This window comes from Terrihabitans rhizophilus, from assembly GCF_033898525.1.
GTDB classification, from domain to species: domain Bacteria; phylum Pseudomonadota; class Alphaproteobacteria; order Rhizobiales; family Methylopilaceae; genus Flaviflagellibacter; species Flaviflagellibacter rhizophilus.
In genome coordinates, this window is sequence record NZ_JAXAFJ010000001.1 from 140739 (window position 1) to 166969 (window position 26231).

Consider the following 26231-nt stretch of genomic DNA (forward strand, 5'->3'; position numbering starts at 1 on the left):
AGTTGGTTGGATGATCCGCACCGGTGATCAGTATCGTGAAGGCCTCCGCGATGGACGCGAGGTCTGGATCGAAGGCGAGCGCGTGACGGATGTCACCAAGCATCCCGCGCTGAAGCCCATCATCGACATCAAGGCGCGCATGTACGACATGGCGTACGAGGCGCAGTTCCGCGACACGTTGAGCTATGAGGAGGGTGGCGAGCGCCACTCCATCTTCTACAAGCCGCCGCGTGAGGCCAAGGACTGGCAGGACAAGCTGGTCGCGGTCGATCAGGTGCTGAAGGATATCGGCGGCGTCGTCACCCGCGTGGGCGACGAAACGATCGGCGAGATGTGGTCGCTGACGGACGGCCGCGACGTGCTGGCCGAGATCGATCCCCGCTTCGCCGCCAATATCGACCACCACATCCAGGCGGTGATCGAGAAGGACATCTTCCACGTTTCGGCCAACACCGATCCGAAGGGAGACCGCTCGCTGGCCCCGCAGGACCAGGATCCGGACCTCATGGTGCATGTCACCAAGGAGACGGATGCCGGCATCATCATCCGGGGCGCGAAATACGAGACGGCCGCGGCCTATGCCGACCAGGCCTATCTGAAGCCGACAGTCGGCGCATGGTCCACCGAGAAGCTGTCCGACTATGCCGTGGGCTGCATCGTCAAGATGGGCGCACCGGGCGTGAAGCACATCTGCCGCTCCGGCTTCGCCGGCAAGTCGAACCCGACCGACTACCCGCTCGCCAACCGTTTCGACGAGGTCGAGGCGCTGGTGGTGTTCGACGACGTGCTGATCCCGTGGGAGGACGTGTTCTTCTACCGGCACACCCGCGCCGCCCAGTTCGTGCGCCAGACGCTGCACCGCTATTCTGCGTTCCCCTATGTGCTGCGCCTGCTCTACAATGCCGACATGATGATCGGCGCGGCGATGTGGAACGCCAAGCAGACCGGTCTCGACAAGCTGCAGGCCGTTCGCGAGAAGCTGGCGGACCTCGTCGTCTACCGCGAGGGCATCAACGCGCACCTCACCGCCTCGCTGGCGATGGCGGAGCGCAGCCCCGGCGGGCTGCTGATGCCGCAGCAGTCCATGCTTTATGCCGGCCGCGTGCTGGCCTGCTCGCAACTGCCCGCGATGATGCACATTGCCCGCGAACTGTGTGGCGGACAGATCTGCATCACACCCAATTCCGATGCGTTCGCCGCCGAGGGCAGCGGCCAGTGGCTCGACAAGTTCTATTCGCTGAACCAGAACTGGCAGTCCGACGACCGCCGTAAATTGCTGGCCTTCGCGCGCGACCTGCTGAACTCGGACTATGCCGGCCATCGCCTGACATTTGTGCAGTTCGCCCAAGCGCCGCACTTCAACCATCTGGCGGCCGTCTACAACAGCTTCGACTTCAGCGGGCCGCTCGATTTCGTCAAGAAGTCGGCAGACCTTTCAGATCGTATCGATGCGCCCAAACAGTAATGATCGCAGCATGCGATAAAGCGTGGCTTTGCTCGGCAGTGGAATGAGGTCTCTTACACTGCCGGGCACACGTCATGGCACAGAAATTGCTTCCTTCGATCAGGGGTTTTGCCCTTGCTCACGTTCTATAGGGATGGATCATCCATGACGAAGATTTCTGTTCTGTCGGCTGTTGTTGGAGCCGCGTTGGGGATTGCTTCACTGGCCGCGCCGGCCTCCGCACAGGAAAAGCTCGTCGTCAGCACCTGGGGCGGAAGCTTCCGCGACCTGATCGACGAGGCCATCGCCAAGAAGTTCACGGCTGAGACGGGCGTCGCGGTCGAATACATCACCGGTGGCACCATGGACCGGCTGAACCAGGCCAAGCTGGCGGGCTCCACGCCCGAGAGCGACATCACCTTCACCACGGCGCATGTCGGCTGGCTCTACGCCAATAGCGGCCTCTACGACGAACTCGACCTGTCGAAGGTGCCGAATGCGGCCAATCTGGTCCCGCAGGCCAAGATCAGCCCCTACCACATCGGCTCATGGGCCTATGTCTACACCATCGGCTACCTGCCGGATCAACTGCCCAAGGGAGTCAGCTTCGAGAGCTGGGAAGGCCTGTGGTCGCCCGAGCTGAAGGGCAAGATCGCCTCGCCTGACTTCGACCCCAGCCACATCATCAACGTGGCCGCCAAGCTGTCCGGCGGCGATGCTTCCAACTGGCAGGTCGGCGAGAAGAAGCTGCTGGAGCTGAAGCCCAACTTCAAGGCCTTCTACACGAACGACGCCAACAGCCAGCAGCTGTTCGCCACCGGCGAGACCGCCGTGCAGGTCGTGCTCTCCATGAACGCCTACTACATGAAGGACCAGGGCGTGAACATCGAGCTCGCGATCCCCAAGGAGGGCGCGGTGCTCGGCATCGACACCATGGCCATCATGAAGGGCTCCAAGAAGGCGGAGCTTGCCTACAAGTTCATCAACACCGCGCTCGATCCCGAAGTGCAGGCCAAGATCGCCGAGCTCAAGAAGGGCAGCCCGGTGGTGACGAACGCCAAGCTCGACCCGGAGATCGCCAAGCTGCCGGGCATCTTCACGACGCAGGACCAGTGGAACCAGTCGATCATCATCGACCACAAGCTGCGCGCCGAGAAGACGGCCGAGTGGCGCAAGTGGTTCGCCGAGAACATGATCGCACGCTGACCGCAATCGATGCGGCGGCGTTGGCCGCCGCATCGTCCGCTACGATGGCGCCATGACCGCGAAACCGTTCCTCCGCCCCTTCGTCTCGCCGGCCGTGCTGCTGGCGTTCGGGCTGCTCGCCGCGATGTTCGCGGTGCTGCAATACAGCGTGCGGGCCTATGTGCCCGGCTCGCTCGATGTCGGCGGCTTCACCCTCGAGAACTTCACCACGCTGCTGCGCCCGCTCTATGCGCTGGCGTTCTGGCAAACGGTGGTGCTGTGCCTGGAGACCGCGGCGTTCACGCTGCTTCTCGGCTATCCCGTCGCCTATGCGCTGGTGCGCGTGCGCAGCCCCGCTCTCAAGAGCGTCATCCTCATCATCGCCGTCACGCCGCTGTTCCTCGGCGAGGTGGTCCGCACCTATTCCTGGATGATCGTGCTCGGCAACAACGGCTTCGTGAACAGCCTGCTGCTCGCACTCGGCGTGATCGAGCGCCCGGTGCAGATGATGTTCACGACCTTCGGCGTCGTCGTCGCGCTGGTCCACGTCACGCTTCCGATCATGGTCATCATGCTGGCCGCCGGCCTCTCGCACATCGACCTCAACTACGAGAAGGCGGCGCAGAGCCTCGGCGCCGGACCTATCCGCACCTTCATGACCGTGACGCTGCCGCTCTCCATGCCGGGCATCGTGGCCGGCTTCAGCACGGCCTTCGCCTGGACATTCAGCGCCTTCGCCACGCCGCAGCTCATCGGCGGCGGCAAGGTCAACACGGTGTCCACGCTGGTCTACCAGCTTGGTTTCGCGAGCTTCAATTTCCCCTTCGCGGCCAGCCTGTCCCTCACAGGGCTGGCGCTGACCTTCGCGGCCATCGCGCTGATGCGGCAGGGCACGCGCGCTCTCGAACGCATGGGAGCGCAGTGATGCGGCGTTCGCTGGACCGGATGGCGCTCGACGTCTCGGGCAAGATCCTCGTCCTCCTCATCCTGGCCTTCATCATCCTGCCTGCGTTGGTGGTGACGCTGACCGCCTTCAACGACAAGGCCATCCTGAGCTTTCCGCCGAAGGCGTATTCGCTGCGCTGGTTCCAGCGTGCGGTGGAGTATGGCGACTTCCGCAAGGGCTTCTGGAACGGCCTGATCGTGACGGTGTGGGCATCCAGTATCGCGCTCGTCATCGGGGCCGGCTTCGCCTACGCGCTGAACCGCTACAGCTTTCCCTTGAAGCGGACGCTGGAGAGCATCCTGCTCTCGCCGCTCGTCATCCCGCATTTCACCATTGGGCTGGGGCTGCTGATGCTGTCGGCGCTGAGCGGCGCGGGCCGCGGATTCCCGCTCGTCGTGTTCGCGCATGTCGTGCTGGTGCTGCCCTTCGTCATGCGCAGCGTGCTGATCTCGCTGCAGAACGTCGATACGCGGCTCGAAATGGCGGCGGCCAGCTTGGGCGCGAGCCCGCTGCGCATCCTTTTGACGATCACGCTTCCGCTGCTGGTGCCGGGCCTGATCAGCGGCTGGCTGTTCGCGGCGATCCTGTCATTCAACGAGTTCACCGCCACTCTGTTCGTGTCGACGCAGGCGACGCAGACCTTGCCGGTGGCGATGTACAATTACGTCCGCGAATACGCCGATCCTACTCTTGCCGCCCTCTCGGTTATCTACATCGTGGTGACGGCAGCCGTGCTCAGCCTTGCGAACGCGTTCTTCGGTCTTGGAAAGGTGCTCAATGTCGACGGTCACTGAACGGTCCGCCGCCGGCACGCGCATGGCAGTCCAGCTCGACGGCGTAACCAAGCGGTTCGGCGATTCCACGGCCCTGCACGAGGCCTGGCTGAAGATCCCGCCGGGCGAGTTCATGACGCTGCTCGGACCCTCCGGCTGCGGCAAGACCACGCTGCTCAACCTTGTCGCCGGCTTCCTGGAATCGGACGGCGGCGAGATCTTCATCGATGGCACGCTGGTGACGGAGACGCCGGCGCACCGCCGCGAGATCGGCATCGTGTTCCAGAACTACGCCCTGTTCCCGCACATGACGGTGGCGAAGAACATCGCCTACGGCCTGAAGACACGCGGCGTGAACCCCGCCGAGATCTCGGAACGCGTCGATGAGGCGCTGGCGATGGTGAAACTCACCGGCTATGGCGAGCGCAGGCCGCGCCAGTTGTCCGGCGGCCAGCAGCAGCGCGTGGCGCTGGCGCGCGCCCTCGTCATCCGCCCCAAGGTTCTGCTGCTCGACGAGCCGTTCTCCGCGCTGGACAAGAACCTGCGCGGCTCCATGCAGGTGGAACTGAAGGAGATCCAGCGCCGGCTTGGCGTCACCACCATCTTCGTCACGCACGATCAGGGCGAGGCCCTGTCGATGTCGGACCGCATCGCCGTGATGTCGGCGGGCCGGATCCGCCAGATCGCCGCGCCCGGCGAAATCTACAGCAGGCCGGGCGACCGTTTCGTGGCGTCTTTCGTGGGCGACGTGAACGTCTTCGCGGGGAGGCTTGAGAGCCGTGACGGAGACCGTTCTGTCGTGAGCGTCGGCGATGCGGCTTTCAGCGTGACGGCGCAGCCCACCGAAGCGCTGTCGCAGGGTGATGCGCTCGATGTCTTCGTGCGGCCTGAGCACATCGCCGTGGAAACGCCGGATATCGCGGGGCGGCTCAACGGCACCGTGGCGGCGCAGGTGTTCCAGGGCGACCATGTCGACCTCTACATCGATGTGCCCGGCCGCGCCCGTGAATGGGTGCTCGTGCGTTGCCCGGGCGTGGACGCGATGACGCAATGGCCCAAGGGCCAGCGGGTCGGCCTTGCCATCCGCCCTGATGCAGTCGCTGCGTTCCCGAAGGAAAGCGCGGGCGAGCAGGCCTGAACGTGTGAAAAAGGCTGAGCGGGCATTTAGGACATGGCGCAGGACCACAATCCGGACGAATGAACCCAGTGCAGCGAACGCCGCGCCGCTTCCTCCATGATGGAGCGCCTCGCCGCAGCCATCCAAGAGCCTTTCGACAGCTGGAAACCACGATGAGCGTCACCAAGCCTTCCCTGAAGCTGACCCATGCCGCAGCCCTCAAGGCGCTGGCGGAGGCCGTTGCATATGCCGAGAGCATTGGCGTGCCGCAGAACATCACGATCGTGGATGACGGCGGCAACCTCCTGGCCTTCATCCGCATGGATGGTGCGAAGCTGCTGTCGCGCGAGACCTCCATGTCGAAGGCGATCACCGCCGCCTCCCATCGCCAGCCCACCTCGCGCCTCGACCCGGCGCTCGAGCTGAAGCTCGCCATCGCCGGGGGCGGGCGCCTGACCAATCTGGAAGGCGGCCTGCCGATCATCTTCGACGGCATCTGCGTCGGCGGCGTCGGGGTCGGGTCCGGCACGGGCCTTCAGGATATCGAAGTTGCCAGAGCGGCGCTTGCCGCCATCGGCGCCGAGGACCAGCAGCCATGAGCACGTCCCTGATCGAACTCTTCCACGCGCCGACCTCGCCCTATGTGCGCAAGGTGATGGTGTGCGCACACGAGCTCGGCCTGGCCGACCGGATTGCTACCCTCGACAGCGCGGCGCATCCCGTGAACCGGGACGAGCGCATCGCCGCCTTCAACCCGCTGGCCAAGATTCCGGCCGCCCGGACGCGGGACGGCCAACTGCTCTTCGACAGCCGGGTGATCTGTGAATATCTCGACACCGCGTCGGGCGGCGGTCTGTTCTCGCGCGGCGACCGGCGCTGGACTGCCCTGACGCTGCAGGCCCTTGGAGATGGCCTGCTCGATGCCGCGGTGCTTGCCCGCTACGAGACCGTTGCACGGCCCAAGGAGATGCAATGGCCGGCATGGCGTGCGGCACAGCTTGTGAAGGTGGACCGCGCTCTCGATCATCTTGAAAGCACGAACGAAGACCTGGCCGAGTTGACGATCGGCAGCATCACCGTGGGCTGCGCGTTGGGCTATCTGGACTTCCGCTTTGCGGAGCGTGACTGGCGCACGGGGCGCCCGCGTCTGGCGGCGTGGTTCACGGAGTTCTCTGCTCGTCCGTCAATGGCCGCAACGGTGCCGTTCGACAAGCCGGTATGATCTAGAGCCGCGTGCGCCGCGCCCAGACGGGCGCGCCCATGCCGGGAATGTAGTTGTCCGAAATGTAGGACCGGCAATGCGCCTCGAAAGCTTCGACGAGGCGCGACTTCCGGAAGCCCTTGAGCGTGGCGAGCCCGATCCGCATGGGGCGGTGCTCGCCTGACAGCCGCACGCTGACGATGCGGCGGCCGTCGAGGGCAAGATCGGAGCGCGGGCGCACATTGGCCAGCGCATAGCCGTAGCCGTTCGCCACCATGGTGCGCACCACCTCCTGATAGGTCGTGCGTGTGCCCACCAGCGGCTCCCGTCCCTCTGCCATGAACAGCGAGAAGAAGTAGTCGCGGCTGACCGGCAGATCGAGCAGGACCAGCGGCAGTTCCGCCAGCTCCTCCAGCGTGACCGCCATCTGCTGCGCAAGCGGATCCGCCTCGCCGACCCACACATAGGGTGGAAGACTGGCGAGGGGCTCGAAGTGCATCTCGTCGGGGATCTGGAGATCGTAGGTGATCGCGATATCCACCTCCGCGCGCCGCAACGCGTCCAGCACCGCCTCCTGGCTGTTCTCCATCTGCTTGATCTGTGTCGCCGGGAACGCATCAGTGAAGGAATGCGTCAGTTCCGGCATGATCATCGGCGCCAGGGTGATGAAGCAGCCGACATTCAGCCGGCCGCGCACCAGAGCCGTCGCCTCCGATGCCAATGCGTAGATGCCCTCGCCTTGCTCCACCAGGCGCTTGGCCTCCTGAAGGATAAGCCGCCCTGTGGGGGTGAGCGATAATCCCTGGGCGTGGTGGCGCACGAAAAGCTGCACCCCGAGTTCGCGCTCCAGATGCGAGATCGCCGTGGAGATCGACGGCTGCGATATGTGGATGCGCTCCGAAGCCAAGGTGATGCTGCCGGTCTCGCCGGCGGCGACGAAATATTCCAGCTGTCGGAACGTGTAGCGCATCACCTACCCTTCTGAGGTGGAGGCGCGGCAACTGCAAGGGCTGGACCCAAGACGCCGCCGCTCCCGTTCAGGCTAGTCCGGGATGACCGCGATGGCGTCGACCTCGACCAGCCATTCCGGACGTGCCAAGGCCGAAACCACGATGCCGGTGGAAACCGGATAGACGCCCTTCAGCCACTTGCCGACCGTGCGGTAGACCGGCTCCCGGTAACGCGGATCGATGATGTAGATCGTGATCTTGCAGATGTGCTCCAGCTGAGAGCCCGCCTCCTCCAGCAGCATCTTGATGTTCGCCATCGCCCGCTCGGTCTGGCCTTCAGCGTCGCCGATGGCCACGCTGTCGCCGGTGTCGAGATCCTGCCCGATCTGCCCGCGCACGAAGACCATGGTGCCCTTGGCGACCACCGTCTGGCACAGATCATTGTCGAGCTTCTGCTCGGGATAGGTGTCGCGGGTGTTGAACTGGCGGATGCGGGTGTGCGTGGTCATTGCTGGTCCTGTCTTCCGAACGGGATCAAGAGGGGTGGAAGAGAGCGCGGCATTCCGCGAGGAAGGCCTGCACGCCGGCTGTAAGGGAAGCTCCCGAACGCGTGGCGATCGCCATGTGGCTGGGCTCCGGCTCCTCGGTCAGCGGCTTGGTCACCAGGGCCCGGCCATCATAGGACATCGCGGAGGCGGGCTTGGTCGCAAGCAGCGCACATCCGAGCCCTCGGCCAACCAGTCCCCGCACCATTTCAAAGGACGACGAGCGGAAGCGGATCTGCGGTTCCAGGCCTGCATCAGCGAACATACGCTTGAAGTAATCGCCGCTCGGCGGTGCATCGAGCAGCACCAGCGGTTCGGAGGCGAGTTCACGGAGCGACACGGTGCGAAGCTCCGCCAGCGCATGGCCGGCGGGCAGCAGCACATAGGGATGAAGCGCGCTCAGCCGTTCCACGTCCACGCCCTGGGGAACGTCCATGTCGTAGATGAGCGCGGCATCGACCTCGCCGGACTTCAGGCTCTCCATCACACGGCGCTGATCGCCCTCGACGAGCTTCAGCTGCGGATGCAGGCCGGAGGCGGCGAGCCGTTCCAGTATGGCGGGCACCACATAGGGTCCGAAGGTGTGGAAGATGCCGAGCTTGAGCGTGTCCGAGAGTTCGGCGGCGACGGGAGCGGCAGGCTCGATCCGCGAGGGTGTGCCATAGGCGCGGTTCGCATAGATCAGCGGCGACCCGGCACCCGCCGTGAAGATGGCCTCCACTTCGCCGAAAAGAACGAAATGCGTGCCGACTTGCTGGCTGGACACCACGCGGCAATCGAACGCCACCAGAGGATCGACCACGCGGGGAGCGCCGGTCACCTGCGTCGTCCACTCCGTGCAGGAGAACTTGTCGCCATCGGCCGTCTTGTAGCGGCCCGCGAAGCAGTCCGAGATGTAGGACTGGTCGTCCCGCAGCACGTTCACGCAGAACACGCCGTTCTCAAGGATGGCTTTCGTGGCCGGGCTCAAATGATGGACGCAGACAAGGAGCGTTGGGCGGGGGGTGTCGGCGGAGACCGACGCCATGGCCGACACCGTGACGCCGAAGCGGCCGCCCGGCCCGTCCGTCGTGACGATGTTCACGGTGGCCGCCGCGAAGCTCATGCCCGCGAGAAAACCGCTGCGGATCTCAGCCCCTCTGTCGGCGCCCTGCTGCGCTTCCACCATGCGCCCTCTCCACGTAGCCGTCAGGACAGGGCTGCCAATCTGGCCCGGCGCCTTGGATAAGTGCAGTATTAGTTTTCGGGAAACGGCTTCTGATTTTCCGATCCAAAGCGCCCGGCAGCTTGGCACTTCACGAGCTGGCATGGTCGAGAATGCAAAGCAGGCCTCGCCAGAGGCTTGTCAGTGCCAGAAGATCAGGTCACCTCGGATCGCCTGAGGGCGCCAATGTTCAGCGATTGGCACAAAGCCCGAATACAGTGCTGAGCTTCGCCACCAGTTCCGCCGTGCGATAGGGTTTCTGCAGAAACTCGAACCCGTTGAGATCGTGTTCCTCTTCCATGAAGCCGGATGTCAAAAGCAGCGCGACATCGGGATGCTTGTCGCGGATCAAGTGGCTCAGTTGGATGCCCGATAGCCCGCCGGGGATTCTCACGTCGCTGAACACGAGGCGGATGGCCGGCTCTCGTTCGAGGGCGGCGAGAGCCTCTTCGGCGTCGACAGCCTGGACCACAAGGAATCCCAGCGCCTCCAGCGTGGATGTCGTGACGTGGCGGACCGCCTCCTCGTCCTCGACGACCAGGATGGTCTGTCCGTCGGCATCCAGCACATCTGTGCCATCGGCGAGGTTCTCCGGCGCTCCATCGTGATCCGCGGGCAGGGCCGGAAACGACAGGCGGATCTTCGTCCCCTCGCCGAACCGGCTGTCGATGACGATGTCCCCGCCGCTCTGCTGGGCGAAGCCATAGACCATGCTGAGGCCGAGGCCGGTCCCCTTCCCCGCTTCCTTGGTGGTGAAGAAAGGTTCAAACACCCGGTCCACGACATCCGGCGGCATGCCCGTGCCGGTGTCCTCGACGCTGATTTCCACGAAGCCCCACTCGGCCCCCGGAGCCGGTTCCCTTTCGCTGGGATGCACCCTTATCCGGAGCGCACCGCCATCCGGCATCGCGTCCCGGGCGTTCAGGGCGAGGTTGACAAGCGCCGCCTCGAACTGGGAGCGGTCGACCCGGATGCTGGGAAGATTGGCAGGGAGTTCGAGCAGGACATTGATGCGCTCGCCCAGCGTCCGCTGCAGCAGTTCAACGATCGACGGCATCACCTCATTCAGGTGCAGGATTGTGGTCTGAAGCGGAGAGCGACGTGAAAACGCCAGCAGCCGGCTTGTGAGGTCCGCGCAGCGTTGCGCCCCCTCGATGGCATTCTCGACGCGGCGCTGTGCCTTCTCGTCGTCCTTCAGCGTTCGCTTCAGAAGATCGAGATTGCCGATCACCACGTTCAGCATGTTGTTGAAGTCGTGCGCGATGCCGCCCGTCAACCGCCCCACCGCCTCCAGCTTGGAGGCATGCTGAAGGCGCCGCTCAAGTTCCTTGCGTTCCGATATGTCAAACCACATGCCGAAGGTTTCGCGTGGGGTACCATCCGGATCGCGGATCATGACGACCCGATCCAGGATGTGCCGATCGTCACCGGCTGCGCAGCGCCAGCGATATTCGATCGTCGCGTCATTGGTCTGGTTGGCGGCGTCGAGCTCGGCGAGCACGCGGTCACGATCCTCCGGGTGCAGGTTCTTCTCCCAGAAGAAGGGGTCCTCGAATGCCGATCGGGAACAGCCGCTGAGACGCTCGACATTATCGCTGGTGAAGTGCAGCGGCCGCCCGGCTTCCCCGAGCGGACTGGTGTAAAGGCCGATGGGCAAGCCGCGAAGCACGAGGGCCTGATGCTCCTCGCCGCGCCGGAGCGCCCGCTCGGCGTCAAGCCGCTCGTTGCGAACCCGAAGGTTCTCAAGAAGAAGCTCCTTCTCGGCCGCGTGCTGACGCTTGATCTCTTCTGTCTTGCGGTAGAGATCAACGAAGACCGCAACTTTCGACTTCAGGATCAGCGGCTCGATAGGCTTGAAGACGTAGTCCACTGCTCCCGCCGAGTAGCCACGGAAGATGTGCAGATCGTCCTTGCTGTAGGCCGTCATGAAGACGATCGGCACTCGCGACGACCGCGCCCGCGCACGCACCATCGTGGCCACTTCGAACCCATCGAGGCGCGGCATCCGCACGTCCAGCAGGATCGCCGCGAAGTCGTGCCTCAGGATCTGGCGGAGAACCTCCTCACCGGAATCCACCACGACGAGCTCAAGGCCCGGCCCTGCCAGAATCTCCGACACGGCCAGCAGATTGCGCGGTTCATCGTCGGCGATTAGGATTTTGGCGGGGATCAGCCCCAGGGGGGCATCATCTCCGACCGTTGGATCGCCTGGCACAACCGGGAGCATGTCGTTCATCAAGAAGCCTGGATGTCCGCCGACCCGCCAGCCGCCGGGGCAGAGGCCTGGCTATCATCCCGGGAGTGACGCCGTTCAAGTTGCACCCTCAACACGGCCAGAAGTTGGTCGAGATCAATCGGCTTCGAGACATAGTCGGATGCGCCCGCCTCGATGCACTTCTCGCGGTCCCCCACCATGGCCTTCGCCGTCACGGCAATGATCGGCAGGGTCTGGAACTGGGGATAGCTCCGGACTTCCGTCATGGTCTCGTAACCGTCCATGCCCGGCATCATGATGTCGACCAGCATGGCATCGAGCCCAGGACTTGCCTTGAGCAAGTCGATCCCGTCGCGCCCGTTCTCCGCGAACAGGACTTCGAGCCCATGCTGCTCGAGCGCGCTGGTCAGCGAGAAGATGTTGCGCAGGTCGTCATCCACAAGGAGAACCCGGCGCCCCTTGAGCGAGCCGGGCTCGACATGGTCCACCCGGATCTGCTCCTCAGCCGGCGCCGAACTGATGGTGCGGTGCAGGAAGAGCGCCGTCTCGTCCAGCAGTCGCTCCGGCGAGCCGATATCCTTCACAATGATGGTCGACGCGATCTGATCAAGGCGGCGCGCCTCGTCCGAACTGAGCTCCCGGCCTGTGTAGACGATGACCGGCATGTCTGCGCCGGCCTCGGTTGCCCGAATACGCTCGATAAGATCAGCACCGGGCAGATCAGGAAGGCCGAGATCCACGATTGCGCAGTCGAACGAGCCTGCGCCGATCATCTCCAGTGCGCTCTCGGAAGTGCCAACACCCATGACGGTGATTTCGCTGCTGCTCAGCAGGGCTTCTATGCTGCCGCGCTGGGTTGCGTCGTCCTCGACAAGCAGCACCTTGCGGACCGGGCGAGCGATGAACTCCTTGGACCGCGCCAAAGCCCGCAGGAGCCCCTCGCGATCCACCGGCTTCTCCAGAAATCCGAACGCACCGGCTCGAAGTCCACGCTTCCTCTCCGCATTGACGGAGATGACGTGAATCGGGACATGCCGCGTGCGCGGATCGTTCTTCAAGAGGTCCAGCAGCGCCCAGCCGTCCATATCGGGCAAGCCGATATCGAGGGTGATGGCGTGTGGCTTGTAGCGGTGCGCGAGCGCCAGCGCCGTGGCGCCGTCCTGCGCGATCAGGCCCTTGAAGCCCTGGTCGCGGGCCAGTTCCAGCAACACGGACGCGAACATGGCATCGTCCTCCACGATGAGGACGATGTGGTCGCCTGCGCCGATGCCGTGCCGGTCATCCGAGGATGCCGAGAGAGCCATCGGAGCAGACGGGGTGCGGCCCATCGCCGGAGAGGAGGAGGTGCTTGGGTAGCCGGACGGCTGGACGCCAGAAAGGACGCTGCTGACGGGAGCTTCGACAGGAAGGAACAGCGTGAACGTGCTGCCCTCTCCTGGCTGGCTCGACACCACGATCTCGCCGCCCAGCAGGCGTGCGATCTCGCGGCTGATGGCAAGGCCGAGGCCGGTGCCGCCATATTTCCGGTTGGTCGTCCCGTCGGCCTGCTGGAATGCCTCGAAGATGATCCGCTGCTTGTCCTCGGGGATGCCGATCCCTGTGTCGGTCACTGAGAACGCTATCCAGTCGCTTCCCGCGCGCAGCGGGGATCCTTCGGCGGAGCCGACGCGGAAGGTGACGGAACCCTGCTCCGTGAACTTGAATGCATTCGAAAGCAGGTTCCGCAACACCTGCTGCAGGCGTTTTGCGTCGGTTCGCATGATGGTTGGCAGCGACGGGTCGACCTCGATCTCGAAGCCGAGCTTGCGCTCGCCAGCCACCTGCCGGAACGTTCTTTCCAGGTGATCGACCAGATCCTCGAAGCCGATGTCGCCGATCTCCAGGGAGACGGTCCCGGATTCGATCTTGGACAGGTCGAGAATGTCATTGATGAGGGACAGGAGATCCGTGCCCGCAGCATGGATGGTGCGGGAGAATTCCCGCTGCTTGTCGCTCAGATTGCCTTCCGGGTTCTCGATCAGCAGCTTTGACAGGATCAGGAGGCTGTTGAGCGGCGTCCGCAGTTCGTGGCTCATATTCGCCAGGAACTGGGACTTGTAGCGGGACGTCAGGGAAAGCTGCTCGGCCTTCTCCTCGAGCGCGGACTTTGCCACCGAGACTTCGCGGTTCTTGCCTTCGACCTCGCGCTTCTGGATCTCGAGCAGGCGCGCCTTCTCCTCAAGCTCCTCATTGGTCTGCTGCAGGCGCTCCTGCTGGTTCATCAGCAGGTCTTCCGACTTGCGCAGGGAGGCCGCCTGAAGCTCCAGGCGGTCATTGGTGGTCCTTAGCTCTTCCTGCTGGCTCTGCAGTTCGGTCGTCAGCAATTGCGACTGCTTGAGCAGCCCTTCGGTGCGCATGTTCGCCGCGATCGTGTTCAGCACGATGCCGATGGACTCGGTGAGCTGGTCCAGGAACGACTGGTGGGTCTCGCTGAAGCGGCTGAAGGAGGCCAGTTCGATCACGGCCCGGACTTCCTGCTCGAACAGAACGGGCAGGACGATGATGTTGAGCGGCGCGGCCTCCCCGAGAGCGGAGCCTATGGTGATGTAGTCGCTGGGCACGCTCGTCAGCAGGATGCGCTTCTTCTCATAGGCGCACTGGCCGACGAGCCCCTCGCGGAACCGGTACCTGTTCGAGAGGTTCTTGCGCTCGGTGAAGGCATAGCTTGCCACAAGGTCGAGCACCGGCTCCTCGCCGTTCTTCTCGACCATGTAGAAGACGCCGCGCTGCGCATTCACGAGCGGAGCGATTTCCGACAGGATCAGGTTGGAGACCGTCGCAAGATCGCGTTCGCCCTGCAGCATGCGGGTGAACTTGGCCAGATTGGTCTTCAGCCAATCCTGTTCGGCATTCTTGAGCGTGGTGTCCCGCAGATTGCGGATCATCTCGTTGATGTTGTCCTTGAGCGAGGCAACCTCGCCCGAGGCTTCGACGGAGATCGACCGGGCCAGATCGCCCTTCGTCACCGCCGTCGCGACTTCCGCGATCGCGCGCACCTGCGTGGTCAGATTGGCCGCCAGCTGGTTCACGTTGTCGGTCAGGTCGCGCCAGAGGCCGGCGGCGCCCGGCACCTTGGCCTGGCCGCCGAGCTTGCCCTCGACGCCCACTTCACGCGCCACGTTCGTGACCTGATCGGCAAAGGTCGCGAGCGTGTCGATCATCTCGTTGACCGTGTCGGCCAGCGCCGCGATCTCGCCCTTCGCATCCACGGCGAGCTTGCGCTTGAGATCGCCCTCCGCCACCGCGGTGACGACGCTGGCGATGCCGCGCACCTGGCCGGTGAGGTTCGCGGCCATCATGTTCACATTGTCGGTCAGATCCTTCCACGTGCCGCCAACGCCACGCACCTCGGCCTGACCGCCCAGCTTGCCTTCGGAGCCCACCTCACGCGCCACGCGCGTCACTTCCGAAGCGAAGGAATTGAGCTGATCCACCATGGTGTTGATGGTGGATTTCAGCTCCAGGATCTCGCCCCGCACGTCCACGGTGATCTTCTTGGACAGATCGCCGTTCGCGACCGCCGTGGTCACTTCCGCGATGTTTCGCACCTGACCCGTCAGGTTGCTCGCCATCATGTTGACGTTGTCGGTGAGGTCCTTCCACGTGCCGCCGACGCCCTTCACATCGGCCTGGCCACCGAGCTTACCCTCGATGCCGACCTCGCGCGCGACACGCACCACCTCGGAGGCAAAGGAGTTGAGCTGGTCCACCATGGTGTTGATGGTGGATTTGAGCTCCAGGATCTCGCCCTCCACGGGGACTGTGATCTTCTTCGACAGGTCGCCGTTCGCGACAGCCGTCGTGACCTCGGCGATGTTGCGGACCTGCCCGGTCAGGTTCGCGGCCATCATGTTCACGTTGTCGGTCAGGCCCTTCCACGTGCCGCCGACACCCTTCACATCGGCCTGGCCGCCGAGCTTGCCTTCGGTGCCGACCTCACGCGCCACGCGCGTCACTTCCGAAGCGAACGAATTCAGCTGGTCCACCATCGTGTTGATGGTGGATTTCAGTTCCAGGATCTCGCCCTTCACGTCGACCGTGATCTTCTTCGACAGGTCGCCGTTCGCGACCGCCGTCGTGACCTCGGCAATGTTGCGGACCTGACCCGTGAGGTTGTCCGCCATCAGGTTCACATTGTCGGTGAGGTCCTTCCAGGTGCCGGCAACGCCTTCGACCTTGGCCTGACCACCCAGTTTGCCATCGGATCCGACCTCGCGAGCGACGCGGGTGACTTCGGACGCGAACGAATTGAGCTGATCCACCATCGTATTGATGGTGGATTTCAGGTCCAGGATCTCGCCCTTGACGTCGACGGTAATCTTCTTGGACAGGTCGCCATTCGCCACCGCCGTGGTGACCTCGGCGATGTTACGCACCTGGCCTGTCAGGTTGTCGGCCATCAGGTTCACGTTGTCGGTGAGGTCGGCCCAGGTGCCGGCGACGCCCCGCACCTGCGCCTGACCACCGAGCTTGCCTTCCGAACCCACTTCACGGGCGACGCGCGTCACTTCGGAAGCAAACGAGTTCAGCTGGTCCACCATCGTATTGATGGTGTTCTTCAGCTCCAGGATCTCGCCCCGCACATCAACGGTGATCTTCTTGGACAGATCGCCGTTTGCCACTGCCGTCGTGACTTCGGCGATGTTGCGGACCTGACCCGTGAGGTTCGCGGCCATCATGTTGACGTTGTCGGTCAGGCCTTTCCACGTGCCGCCGACGCCTTCCACCTGCGCCTGCCCGCCGAGCTTGCCCTCGGTGCCCACCTCGCGCGCAACGCGTGTGACTTCCGAAGCAAACGAGTTCAGCTGGTCGACCATGGTGTTGATGGTCAGCTTCAGGGCCAGGATCTCGCCCTTCACGTCCACCGTGATCTTCTTCGAAAGATCGCCGCGGGCGACGGCAGTCGTGACTTCGGCGATGTTGCGAACCTGATTGGTCAGGTTCTCTGCCATCATGTTCACGTTGTCGGTCAGGTCTGCCCAGACACCTCCCACGCCCTTCACCTGGGCCTGGCCGCCGAGCTTGCCCTCGGAGCCCACTTCCTTGGCGACGCGGGTGACCTCGGACGCGAACGAGTTGAGCTGGTCCACCATCGTGTTGATGGTCGATTTCAAGTCGAGGATTTCGCCCTTCACGTCGACCGTGATCTTCTTCGAAAGATCGCCGTTCGCGACGGCGGTCGTGACCTCCGCGATGTTGCGGACCTGGCCGGTCAGGTTCGCCGCCATCAGGTTCACGTTGTCGGTCAGGTCCTTCCACGTGCCGGCGACGCCCTTCACCTCGGCCTGACCGCCCAGCTTTCCTTCGGAGCCGACCTCGCGCGCCACGCGCGTTACCTCGGATGCGAAGGAGCCGAGCTGCCCGACCATGGTGTTGACCACTTTGCCGATGCGCAGGAACTCACCTCGCAGGGGGCGCCCGTCAGCTTCCAACTGCATGACCTGTCCGAGGTCACCCTTGGCCACAGCACCGATGACGCGGGCCACTTCCGTGGTGGGCTGCACCAGATCGCCGATCATGGCGTTCATCGAGTCGATACAGCTGTTCCAGTCGCCGGACGCGTTGGGCAACTTGCCGCGCTCATGTATCCGCCCGTCTTTTCCGACAGTGCGGGCCACACGTTCGAGTTCACGGGAAAGGCCCTGGTTGAGCTCGGCTATGTCGTTGAAGGCTTCCGCGATCTCGCCCTCGATCCCGGTCAATTCCAGAGGCAGGCGAACCGAGAAGTCCCCTCTTCGAAAAGCCCGCAGCGTTTTGAGCAAGAGTTTGGGTTCGAGTTCCGCTGCAAGTGCGCTCATCCGCCGGGCTCCGATGTGCGGGAACAACGATTGTTGCTACCTCCCGCCTCGCCCTGCTTACCTGCCCCCGTCGTCCGAAACTAGGGACATCGCAGCGCAGCCGGCAAAGGCTTCACCCTGCTCGGCCGGGCGCAGAACGGGTGCCTCGCCGCGGAGCACACGGAAGCAGTCTCAAGCCGACCCGACCCTTCGTTCCCGATCAGTCGCCGAGAGCTTCGAGCCTCCGGGCGGCGGCCTCGTTGAATCGACTACGGGCTTGCTCAAGCGCTTCTTCAGCGCCTATCCGGCCGGCATGATCGCGCGGCAGCGACCTCTGCCAGTCCAGCCGCTCCTTCGCCTTCACCAGTTCCGTCAGAGAAGCTTCGACCTGCTCCCAAAGCCCATCGTCTTTGCTGGCCAACGCTCAAACTCCCTTCGCGAGATGTCAGGGAGAATCTGCCTCAGCCCCCACGGTTCCGCCGAACCCAGCCCTTGATGAGAACAGCCGAAGGAACGAGCGCACCGACTTCTGCTGTTGCCCCCGACTCGCGCCGCCGACTAGGGTAACGCCCATGGGAGCACTCAATGTACTGGCCTGCGTGGTCGCCCTCGTCATCTCCGCGGGCGAGATTGCTCGCTATTGGGGGAGCGAGCGGTTCATGCCGATGGCGCTCGATGAGCTTTCAGTGGCTCTGGCGCTGGTCTGGGCCGCATGGCGATCGAGAACCGACGGCGCCCTTTGGCACCTGCCGGCATGGGGCGCCTTCTGCGGGCTTGGTATCGTGCTGCTGGTCCAGACTGCCGACCACCAGATCCATGGACCTGCCAAGGCGGCGGGACCTGTTTACCTGGCAGCTCTCGGCATCATGCTGATCCTGGGCGTCTGGGCCGTCAGGCGCGCGCTGCACCTGGTGAGACGCGGCAACGGGTTACAACCTGAAGGGCGCTGATCCGCAGGACGATTCTTCCCGGCCCGACGTCCCGTCGCAGTGGGTCGACAGCAATATCGATGTATAGACTTCGACTGCCCCATCAACGGAGAGAACTCATGCCCACGGACGCGTTCGGCCTGTCAGGCATCGGCATAGTGATCATCGTTCTTGCGGTTGTTGCCGCCTTTACCTTGTTCGCGGCCATCAAGATCGTCCCGCAGGGCTATCACTGGACCGTCGAGAACTTCGGCCGCTACACGAGAACCCTGACGCCGGGGCTGAACCTGATCGTGCCCTTCGTGGAGCGCGTCGGGAAAAAGATGAACGTGATGGAGCAGGTGCTGGATGTTCCGACGCAGGAAGTCATCACCCGCGATAACGCGTCCGTTGCAGCGGATGGCGTGGCCTTCTATCAGATCCTCGACGCCTCTGCGGCCGCCTACGAAGTATCGGGCCTAGAGAATGCCATCCTGAACCTTGTCATGACCAATCTGCGGTCCGTCATGGGCTCCATGGACCTGGACGATCTTCTTTCGAACCGGGACGCCATCTCCGAACGCATTCTGCGCGTCGTTGACCAGGCGGCGCATTCATGGGGGATCAAGATCACCCGCATCGAGATCAAGGACATCAATCCGCCAGCCAATCTGGTGGAGTCCATGGGTCGCCAGATGATGGCCGAGCGCGAGAAGCGCGCCGAGATCCTTGAGGCGGAGGGCGCCCGCGCAGCGAAGATTCTTCGCGCCGAGGGTGAGAAGCAGTCGCAGATCCTGGAAGCCGAGGGCAAGCGCGAGGCCGCCTATCGCGAAGCCGAAGCCCGCGAACGCCTCGCTGAAGCGGAAGCCAATGCGACGCGCATGGTGTCCGAGGCGATCGCCGCCGGAGACGTTCAAGCCATAAACTATTTCGTGGCCCAGAAATACACCGAAGCACTGGCCAAGATCGCGTCGGCGCCCAACCAGAGGGTCGTGCTGATGCCGCTGGAAGCTTCCTCGCTGATCGGCGCCATCGGCGGCATCGCGGAGATCGCACGCGCCAGCTTTCCGGAAGCACAGGTGCCGGGGACAACGGCGCCGCCTTCTTCGCAGAGCGCCCGGCGCCGAAGCGTAGGTGTTCCTGCCGCTGGCGAGCGCGGCTGACACGATGGCGGACTTCGTCGCCAGTTACGGATGGTGGATCCTGGGGCTGCTCCTGCTCGGTCTGGAGTTGCTTCTGCCCGGCGTGTACTTCCTGTTCTTCGGCATCGGCGCCCTGCTCATCGGCACCAACGCCTTTCTGTTTCCCTCCCTTGGCTGGCAAAGCGAGTTGCTCGGCTTCATCGTGGTGTCGGTGCTTGCTGCTCTTGTCGGGCACCGCTGGTATGGACAGCGAAGCGAGAGTTCTGGAGCAGGCCAGATAAACAAGCGCACAGATCGGCTCATAGGCCGCACCGCGACGCTCAGCGAAGCCATCGTCAATGGACGCGGTCGCGTGTCGATCGAAGATGGCTGGTGGAGCGTTGCCGGCCCGGATCTTCCTGCCGGAGCGCGGGTGGAGATCGTCGGTGCCCGCGGGAGCGTCCTTGATGTGCGGTCTGCCGATCAGCCAGTTTCCTGAAGTCCCCGGCAGACGATGAACGGTATCTTCGCCTGAACTTGTACGCGCGGCCGCGCTGACGCGGCGATCCCGGCGCGGCCTATGTCCGCTCGCCTGCCGCCGGGAACCCGCCCATGGCGAAAGCCGCGATCTGTTCCAGATCTTCTCGCCCAGCACCCTCGTCGGCCTGTACGGCCATGCCGGTCAGGACCGCCATGACGTAGCGTGCAAGCGCCACGGGGTCGGCGTGTGACGAGAGATCCCCATCAACAACCGCCTGCCGGAACCGCTCCCGCAATGCGGTCTCGACACGCTCTCGCCTGCTGGAAAGATCATCGGCGACCGTGGTGCAGCCATAAGTGGCGCCGCCACGCATCACCAGGCACGAAGCGCCGTTCTTCTCTTCGCTGTAGAGGCGGGCGGCGATGGCAAGGATGCGCTGCACAGCCTCGCACGCAGTGGATGCCTCGAGCGCGGCTTCGAGATATTGCACGCGCTGGAGCATGTAGCGATCCATCACCGCACGGAAGAGCCCCTCCTTGTTTCCGAACGCCGCGTAGAGGCTGGGCGAGTTTATGCCCATGGACTTTGTCAACTCGGACACCGAAGCCGCGTCGTAACCCAGCCGGCAAAACACCGACTGCGCCCGATCAAGCGCCTCGTCAGTATCGAAGCCGCGCGGGCGACCAATCGTCATCAGGACCTCCTCGGCTAATCTGTTTTGTGCTATTCGTTAAATAAGGCCCTTGACCCTGGGGTTCCATAGCCTCATCTGTGTCGCTCATTACAGAAGTTTGAGCAACACCATGCAGAGCACCACGCCCGGTCGACGCCGCACCCTCTTGCCTCTCCTGATGCTGCCGGTTCTTGCACTTGGCAGTGCCGGGAGTCTTTTCGCAGTCACCGGTCTGGGTGCGCAAGCCGCCGATCCCGCACCGGCGGCGCCGGCCGTGCCGGTTTCCGTCGCAGTGGTCGAGCAGAAGAGAGCCGCGTCCTGGGACGAGTTCTCCGGTCGCCTTGAGGCGGTCGAGAGGGTGGACGTGCGTTCCCGCGTGTCGGGCGCTGTGCTGAGCGCACATTTTCGCGAGGGCAGCCTTGTGAAGAAGGGCGATCTTCTGCTGACGATCGATCCCGACCCCTATGCCGCTGAAGTCGAGCGCCAGAAAGCGGCATTGGCGGCCGCCGAGGCGCGTCTGTCTCTGGCCCGCAACGAGTTCGACCGCGGCAAGCGCCTCACCGACACCCGCTTCCTGTCGCAGAGCGACCTCGACCAGCGCACCAATGCGTTCGCAAGCGCGCAGGCCGACGTGCAGGCCGCAAAGGCAGGACTGAGGACGGCGCAGTTAAACCTTGATTACACGCAGGTGCGCGCTCCCGTTACCGGGCGGGTCGGAAAGCTTGAGGTTACGGTCGGAAATCTTGTGGCTGCCGGCCCCGGCGCGCCGGTGCTGACCACCCTTGTCTCCGTCGATCCCATCTACGCCTCGTTCAGCGCCGATGAGGCGATTGTCGGCCGCGCCCTGAACTCCGTTTCGGGACCAGGCGGAACAACGGATATCGGCCGCATTCCGGTGGAGATCACCACCGCCACCCGGACCGCGCGGACGCGCGGCACCCTCCAATTCGTCGACAATCAGGTCGAAACCGCAAGCGGCACCGTGCGGATGCGCGCCGTGTTCGAGAACGCCGACGGCAGCCTGATGGCCGGCCAGTTCGCCCGCGTCAGCCTTGGCGAGGCTGAGCCGGAGAACGCCATCGCCGTCAGCGAGCGGGCCATCGGCACCGATCAGGACAAGAAGTTCGTCATGGTGGTCGGAGACGACAACAAGGCGAACTACCGCGAGGTCAAAATCGGCCGCGCGACGGAGGGCCTCCGCGTCATTACCGCCGGGCTCACCGCCGGGGAGCGCATCGTCGTCAACGGCCTCCAGCGCATCCGTCCGGGCGCGCTGGTCGAGCCCCAGCAGGTGCCGATGGCCACCAACCACACAGCCGCCAAGACAGATCTCGCCGAGCGCTGAGCGCCGTGCACATCCCGGATCGGGCCCTAACGTGAACTTCTCCAAATTCTTCGTCGACCGCCCGATCTTTGCTGGCGTGCTGTCCGTCCTCATTTTCGTGGGCGGCCTGATCTCGATGTTCTCCATGCCGATCTCGGAATATCCCGATGTCGTGCCGCCGCAGATCGTGGTCCGCGCCACCTATCCCGGCGCAAATCCCAAGGTCAGCATCGAGACGGTGGCGACACCGATCGAGGAGCAGGTCAACGGCGTCGAAGGCATGCTCTACATGGCGAGCCAGGCCACCACCGACGGCCTTATGACGCTGACGGTGACGTTCCGGCTCGGCACCGATCCCGACAAGGCGCAGCAGCTCGTCCAGAACCGCGTGGCGCAGGCCCTGCCCCGCCTGCCGGAAGAGGTACAGCGCCTCGGCGTCACAACCATCAAAAGCTCACCCGACCTTACCCTCGTCGTGCATCTGACCTCGCCCAACGGGCGCTACGACATGACCTATCTGCGCAATTACGCCGTGCTGAACGTGCGGGACCGGCTGAAGCGCATCGAGGGCGTGGGCGACGTGCAGCTTTTCGGCTCCGGCGACTATTCCATGCGCATCTGGCTGGATGCGCCCAAGGTGGCCGAGCACGGCCTGTCCGCCAGCGACATCGTGGCCGAGATCCGCGCCCAGAACGTGCAGGCCGCGGCGGGCGTGGTCGGCGCCTCGCCCGGCGCGCCGGACATCGACCTCCAGCTTTCGGTCAACGCGCAGGGCCGCCTCGCCTCCGAGGAGGAGTTCGGCGACATCGTCGTGAAGACCGGCGCGAGTGGCGAGATCACCCGCCTCCGCGATGTTGCGCGCATCGAGATGGGCGCATCGGACTACGCGCTGCGCTCGCTGCTGAACAACAAGGACGCCGTGGCCGTGCCGATGTTCGCGGCGCCGGGTTCCAACGCCATCCAGATCGCCGACAGCGCCCGCGCGACCATGGAAGAGCTCAAGCAGAACATGCCGGACGGCGTGGACTATTCCATCGTCTACGACACCACGCAGTTCGTGCGCGCCTCCATCGAAGCCGTCATCCACACCCTGATCGAAGCCATCGTCCTCGTCGTCATCGTGGTGGTGGTGTTCCTGCAGACCTGGCGGGCCTCCATCATCCCGCTGATGGCGGTGCCCGTATCCATCGTCGGCACCTTTGCCGTGATGCACATGTTCGGCTTCTCCATCAACGCGCTCAGCCTGTTCGGCCTCGTTCTGGCCATCGGCATCGTCGTCGACGACGCCATCGTCGTGGTCGAGAACGTGGAGCGCAACATCGAGAACGGGCTGTCGCCCCGCGATGCCACCTATCAGGCCATGCGCGAAGTGTCGGGGCCGATCATCGCCATCGCGCTGGTGCTCGTCGCGGTGTTCGTGCCGCTGGCCTTCATCAGCGGTCTTACGGGACAGTTTTACCGCCAGTTCGCGCTGACCATCGCCATCTCCACGGTCATCTCGGCGGTCAACTCCCTGACGCTGTCACCCGCCCTCGCGGCCATGCTGCTGCGTGGCCATGACGCGCCCAAGGACCGGCTGACGCGCATCATCGACTGGTTGTTCGGCTGGCTCTTCCGCGGCTTCAACAAGGGCTTTGCGCGCGGCTCCCGGGCCTATGGCGGCGGCGTTTCGCGCCTGCTCGGGCGCAAGACGCTCATGATGGTGATCTATCTTGTGCTGGTCGGCGCCACCGTCTTCCTGTTCCGTGCCGTGCCGGGCGGCTTCGTGCCCGGTCAGGACAAGCAATATCTCGTCGGCTTCGCGCAGTTGCCGGATGCCGCCACGCTCGACCGCACCGAGGACGTGATCCGCAAGATGAGCGAGATCACGCTCGCTCAGCCCGGCGTGGAGACGGCCATCGCCTTCCCCGGCCTGTCGATCAACGGCTTCACCAACAGCTCCAATTCGGGCATCGTCTTCGTCGGCCTGAAGCCGTTCGAGGAGCGCACGACGCCGGAGCTCAGCGGCGGCGCCATCGCCATGCAGCTGAACCAGAAGTTCGCGGGCATCGGCGAAGCCTTCATCGCCATGTTCCCGCCGCCTCCCGTGCAGGGCCTCGGCACGATCGGCGGCTTCAAGTTCCAGATCCAGGATCGTGCCGGCCTCGGCTATGCCGCGCTGGACGAGGCAACGAAGGCGTTCCTCGCCAAGGCCGCCACGGCGCCCGAACTGCTGGGCCTGTTCTCCAGCTATCAGGTCAATGTTCCGCAGCTCTATGCCGACATCGACCGCACCAAGGCGCGCCAGCTCGGCGTCAAGGTCACGGACGTGTTCGAGACCATGCAGATCTATCTGGGCTCGCTCTACGTCAACGACTTCAACAAGTTCGGCCGCACCTATTCGGTGCGCGTGCAGGCGGACGCGAACTACCGAGCCCGTGCCGAGGACATCGGTCGCCTGAAGGTGCGCTCCGCCAGCGGCGAGATGATCCCGCTCTCGGCCGTGCTCGACGTCAACTGGAGCGCCGGTCCCGAGCGCGCGATGCGCTACAACGGCTATCTCTCCGCCGACGTGAACGGAAATGCCGCACCCGGCTTCTCCACGAGCCAGGCGCAGGATGCGGTCGCCCGCATCGCGGCGGAGACGCTGCCGGCCGGTATCAGCTTCGAATGGACCGAACTGACCTACCAGCAGATCATCGCCGGCAATTCCGCGATCTATGTGTTCCCGCTGGCGATCCTGCTCGTGTTCCTTGTTCTGGCCGCGCAGTATGAGAGCCTGGCCCTGCCCATCGCCATCATCATGATCGTGCCCATGGCCCTGCTTGCGGCGATGTTCGGCGTGTGGCTGACGGCGGGCGACAACAACGTCTTCACGCAGATCGGGCTGATCGTGCTGGTCGGCCTGTCCGCCAAGAACGCCATCCTGATTGTGGAGTTCGCGCGAGAACTGGAGTTCGAGGGCCGCACTCCGGCACAAGCCGCGGTTGAGGCCAGCAGGATGCGGTTGCGGCCCATCCTGATGACCTCTCTGGCCTTCATCATGGGCGTGCTGCCGCTTGTCCTGTCGGTCGGCGCGGGCGCCGAGATGCGGCATGCCATGGGTGTCGCCGTGTTCTCGGGCATGATCGGCGTGACGTTCTTCGGCCTGTTCCTGACGCCGCTGTTCTATGTGATCGTGCGCCGGCTCAGCGGCAACCGGCCACTGGTGCAGCACGGCGATCACGCGGTGGCGGCAGGACATGCCGCGGTGGTCGCCAGTCCGGCAGAGTAGACCATCCGACAGGATGAAGAGCGCATGGATCAGAGCGATAAGAGACGATGAAAAAGATCGGATTCCTCTCCTTCGGCCATTGGTCGCCCTCACCGCGCTCGGGCACGCGCTCGGCGTCGGACGTGCTGCTCCAGTCCATAGATCTCGCAGTGGCGGCGGAGGAACTGGGCGCTGCCGGCGCCTATTTCCGCGTCCATCACTTCGCTCAGCAGCTTGCCTCGCCGTTCCCGCTTCTCGCGGCGGTCGGCGCACGCACCAGCCGCATCGAGATCGGCACCGGCGTCATCGACATGCGCTACGAGAACCCGTTCTACATGGTGGAGAACGCCGGCTCGGCCGATCTCATCAGCCGGGGGCGGCTCCAGCTCGGCATCAGCCGTGGCTCGCCCGAGCAGGTCATCGACGGGTGGCGGCATTTCGGCCATGTGCCGGAAGCCGGCGAGACCGAGGCCGATATGGGTCGGCGCCACGCCGAGACGTTCCTCGATCTGCTGCGCGGCGAAGGCTTCGCCGAGCCCAATCCGCAGCCCATGTTCCCCAATCCGCCCGGCCTGCTCCGGCTTGAGCCGCACGCGCCGGGCCTGCGCGAGCGCATCTGGTGGGGCTCCGCCTCGAACGCCACGGCGGTATGGGCGGCAGGGGCCGGCATGAACCTGCAGAGCTCGACGCTGAAGGCGGACGAGAGCGGCGAACCTTTCCACGTCCAGCAGGCACGCCAGATCCGCCTCTACCGCGAGAACTGGAAGCAGGCAGGCCATGCGCGCGAACCGCGCGTGTCGGTCTCCCGCTCCATCTTTGCCCTCGTCAACGATCAGGACCGTGCCTATTTCGGGCGCGGCGAAAGCAGCGACCAGGTCGGCATCATCGACAATATGCGCGCGGTGTTCGGGCGGTCCTATGCCGACGAGCCCGACCGTCTTGTCGAGCAATTGCGTGCGGACGAAGCGATCGCCGAAGCCGATACCGTGTTGCTGACCGTGCCCAACCAGCTTGGGGTGGCGTACAACGCCCATGTTCTGGAAGCGGTGCTGACGCATGTCGCACCGGCGCTGGGCTGGAAATAGCCGACGCCTCA

20 protein-coding genes are annotated in these 26231 nt (G+C 64.4%); 13 read left to right on the forward strand and 7 right to left on the reverse strand.

Going from position 1 to position 26231, the window contains the following annotated elements:
- The first annotated feature begins 10 nt into the window (after positions 1-10).
- From SCD90_RS00605 to SCD90_RS00635, 7 genes are all read left to right on the forward strand, one after another.
- Positions 11-1465, forward strand: coding sequence for a 4-hydroxyphenylacetate 3-hydroxylase family protein (locus tag SCD90_RS00605; protein WP_319842676.1), 1455 nt, complete (start codon positions 11-13; stop codon positions 1463-1465).
- Between the two features lie 144 nt (positions 1466-1609).
- Positions 1610-2650 carry an ABC transporter substrate-binding protein gene (locus SCD90_RS00610; protein ID WP_319842677.1) on the forward strand — a complete coding sequence of 347 codons (1041 nt, stop codon included), beginning with the start codon at positions 1610-1612 and terminating at the stop codon, positions 2648-2650.
- Between the two features lie 52 nt (positions 2651-2702).
- Positions 2703-3554 carry an ABC transporter permease gene (locus SCD90_RS00615; protein WP_319842678.1) on the forward strand — a complete coding sequence of 284 codons (852 nt, stop codon included), beginning with the start codon at positions 2703-2705 and terminating at the stop codon, positions 3552-3554.
- Complete coding sequence (locus tag SCD90_RS00620) at positions 3554-4369, forward strand: ABC transporter permease (RefSeq protein WP_319842679.1); 816 nt, start codon at positions 3554-3556, stop codon at positions 4367-4369. Before SCD90_RS00615 ends, SCD90_RS00620 begins: the two co-directional genes overlap by 1 nt.
- Entirely contained in the window at positions 4353-5486 is a 1134-nt protein-coding gene (locus SCD90_RS00625) for an ABC transporter ATP-binding protein (RefSeq protein ID WP_319842680.1), read from the forward strand. The genes SCD90_RS00620 and SCD90_RS00625 overlap by 17 nt, the downstream gene beginning before the upstream one ends.
- Before the next feature lie 152 nt (positions 5487-5638).
- Positions 5639-6064: a GlcG/HbpS family heme-binding protein gene (locus SCD90_RS00630; protein WP_319842681.1), complete on the forward strand. Its 426-nt coding sequence runs from the start codon at positions 5639-5641 to the stop codon at positions 6062-6064.
- Positions 6065-6075: 11 nt separating this feature from the next.
- A complete protein-coding gene (locus SCD90_RS00635) occupies positions 6076-6687 on the forward strand; it encodes a glutathione S-transferase (protein WP_319843215.1) in 612 nt (203 codons plus the stop codon).
- 1 nt (position 6688) lies between these two features.
- Here the strand turns inward: SCD90_RS00635 and SCD90_RS00640 are convergent, their stop codons facing one another.
- The 6 genes from SCD90_RS00640 to SCD90_RS00665 form a co-directional block, all read right to left on the reverse strand.
- A complete protein-coding gene (locus tag SCD90_RS00640; RefSeq protein ID WP_319842682.1) occupies positions 6689-7636 on the reverse strand; it encodes a LysR family transcriptional regulator in 948 nt (315 codons plus the stop codon).
- Positions 7637-7708: 72 nt separating this feature from the next.
- Positions 7709-8125: a RidA family protein gene (locus tag SCD90_RS00645; protein ID WP_319842683.1), complete on the reverse strand. Its 417-nt coding sequence runs from the start codon at positions 8123-8125 to the stop codon at positions 7709-7711.
- A gap of 25 nt (positions 8126-8150) precedes the next feature.
- Positions 8151-9329, reverse strand: a complete 1179-nt coding sequence (locus SCD90_RS00650) for a LysR substrate-binding domain-containing protein (RefSeq protein WP_319842684.1) — start codon at positions 9327-9329, stop codon at positions 8151-8153.
- 226 nt (positions 9330-9555) lie between these two features.
- The gene (locus SCD90_RS00655; RefSeq protein ID WP_319842685.1) at positions 9556-11601 is read right to left on the reverse strand and encodes a response regulator; all 2046 of its coding nucleotides are present in this window, start codon (positions 11599-11601) and stop codon (positions 9556-9558) included.
- A complete protein-coding gene (locus SCD90_RS00660; protein WP_319842686.1) occupies positions 11601-17417 on the reverse strand; it encodes a HAMP domain-containing protein in 5817 nt (1938 codons plus the stop codon). The genes SCD90_RS00655 and SCD90_RS00660 overlap by 1 nt, the downstream gene beginning before the upstream one ends.
- A 199-nt stretch (positions 17418-17616) precedes the next feature.
- Positions 17617-17817: a hypothetical protein gene (locus SCD90_RS00665; protein ID WP_319842687.1), complete on the reverse strand. Its 201-nt coding sequence runs from the start codon at positions 17815-17817 to the stop codon at positions 17617-17619.
- A 151-nt stretch (positions 17818-17968) separates the two neighbouring features.
- Between SCD90_RS00665 and SCD90_RS00670 the strand changes: the two genes are divergently transcribed.
- The 3 genes from SCD90_RS00670 to SCD90_RS00680 all read left to right on the forward strand — a co-directional run bounded on the left by SCD90_RS00670 (position 17969) and on the right by SCD90_RS00680 (position 19924).
- Complete coding sequence (locus tag SCD90_RS00670; RefSeq protein WP_319842688.1) at positions 17969-18346, forward strand: hypothetical protein; 378 nt, start codon at positions 17969-17971, stop codon at positions 18344-18346.
- Between the two features lie 98 nt (positions 18347-18444).
- Positions 18445-19467, forward strand: a complete 1023-nt coding sequence (locus tag SCD90_RS00675) for an SPFH domain-containing protein (RefSeq protein ID WP_319842689.1) — start codon at positions 18445-18447, stop codon at positions 19465-19467.
- Positions 19439-19924 (forward strand): NfeD family protein, encoded by a 486-nt coding sequence (locus tag SCD90_RS00680; protein ID WP_319842690.1) that lies wholly within the window; start codon positions 19439-19441, stop codon positions 19922-19924. Before SCD90_RS00675 ends, SCD90_RS00680 begins: the two co-directional genes overlap by 29 nt.
- Positions 19925-20003: 79 nt before the next feature.
- Here SCD90_RS00680 and SCD90_RS00685 read toward each other — a convergent pair whose 3' ends face one another.
- A complete protein-coding gene (locus tag SCD90_RS00685) occupies positions 20004-20600 on the reverse strand; it encodes a TetR/AcrR family transcriptional regulator (protein WP_319842691.1) in 597 nt (198 codons plus the stop codon).
- Positions 20601-20709: 109 nt separating this feature from the next.
- Between SCD90_RS00685 and SCD90_RS00690 the strand changes: the two genes are divergently transcribed.
- Genes SCD90_RS00690 through SCD90_RS00700 form a run of 3 tightly spaced genes read left to right on the forward strand, consistent with a single transcriptional unit; the run spans position 20710 to position 26220 of the window.
- A complete protein-coding gene (locus SCD90_RS00690; RefSeq protein ID WP_319842692.1) occupies positions 20710-21924 on the forward strand; it encodes an efflux RND transporter periplasmic adaptor subunit in 1215 nt (404 codons plus the stop codon).
- A gap of 31 nt (positions 21925-21955) precedes the next feature.
- Positions 21956-25156: an efflux RND transporter permease subunit gene (locus SCD90_RS00695; protein WP_319842693.1), complete on the forward strand. Its 3201-nt coding sequence runs from the start codon at positions 21956-21958 to the stop codon at positions 25154-25156.
- 47 nt (positions 25157-25203) lie between these two features.
- On the forward strand, positions 25204-26220 hold the full coding sequence (locus SCD90_RS00700; RefSeq protein WP_319842694.1) for an LLM class flavin-dependent oxidoreductase: 1017 nt from the start codon (positions 25204-25206) through the stop codon (positions 26218-26220).
- Positions 26221-26231: the final 11 nt, after the last annotated feature.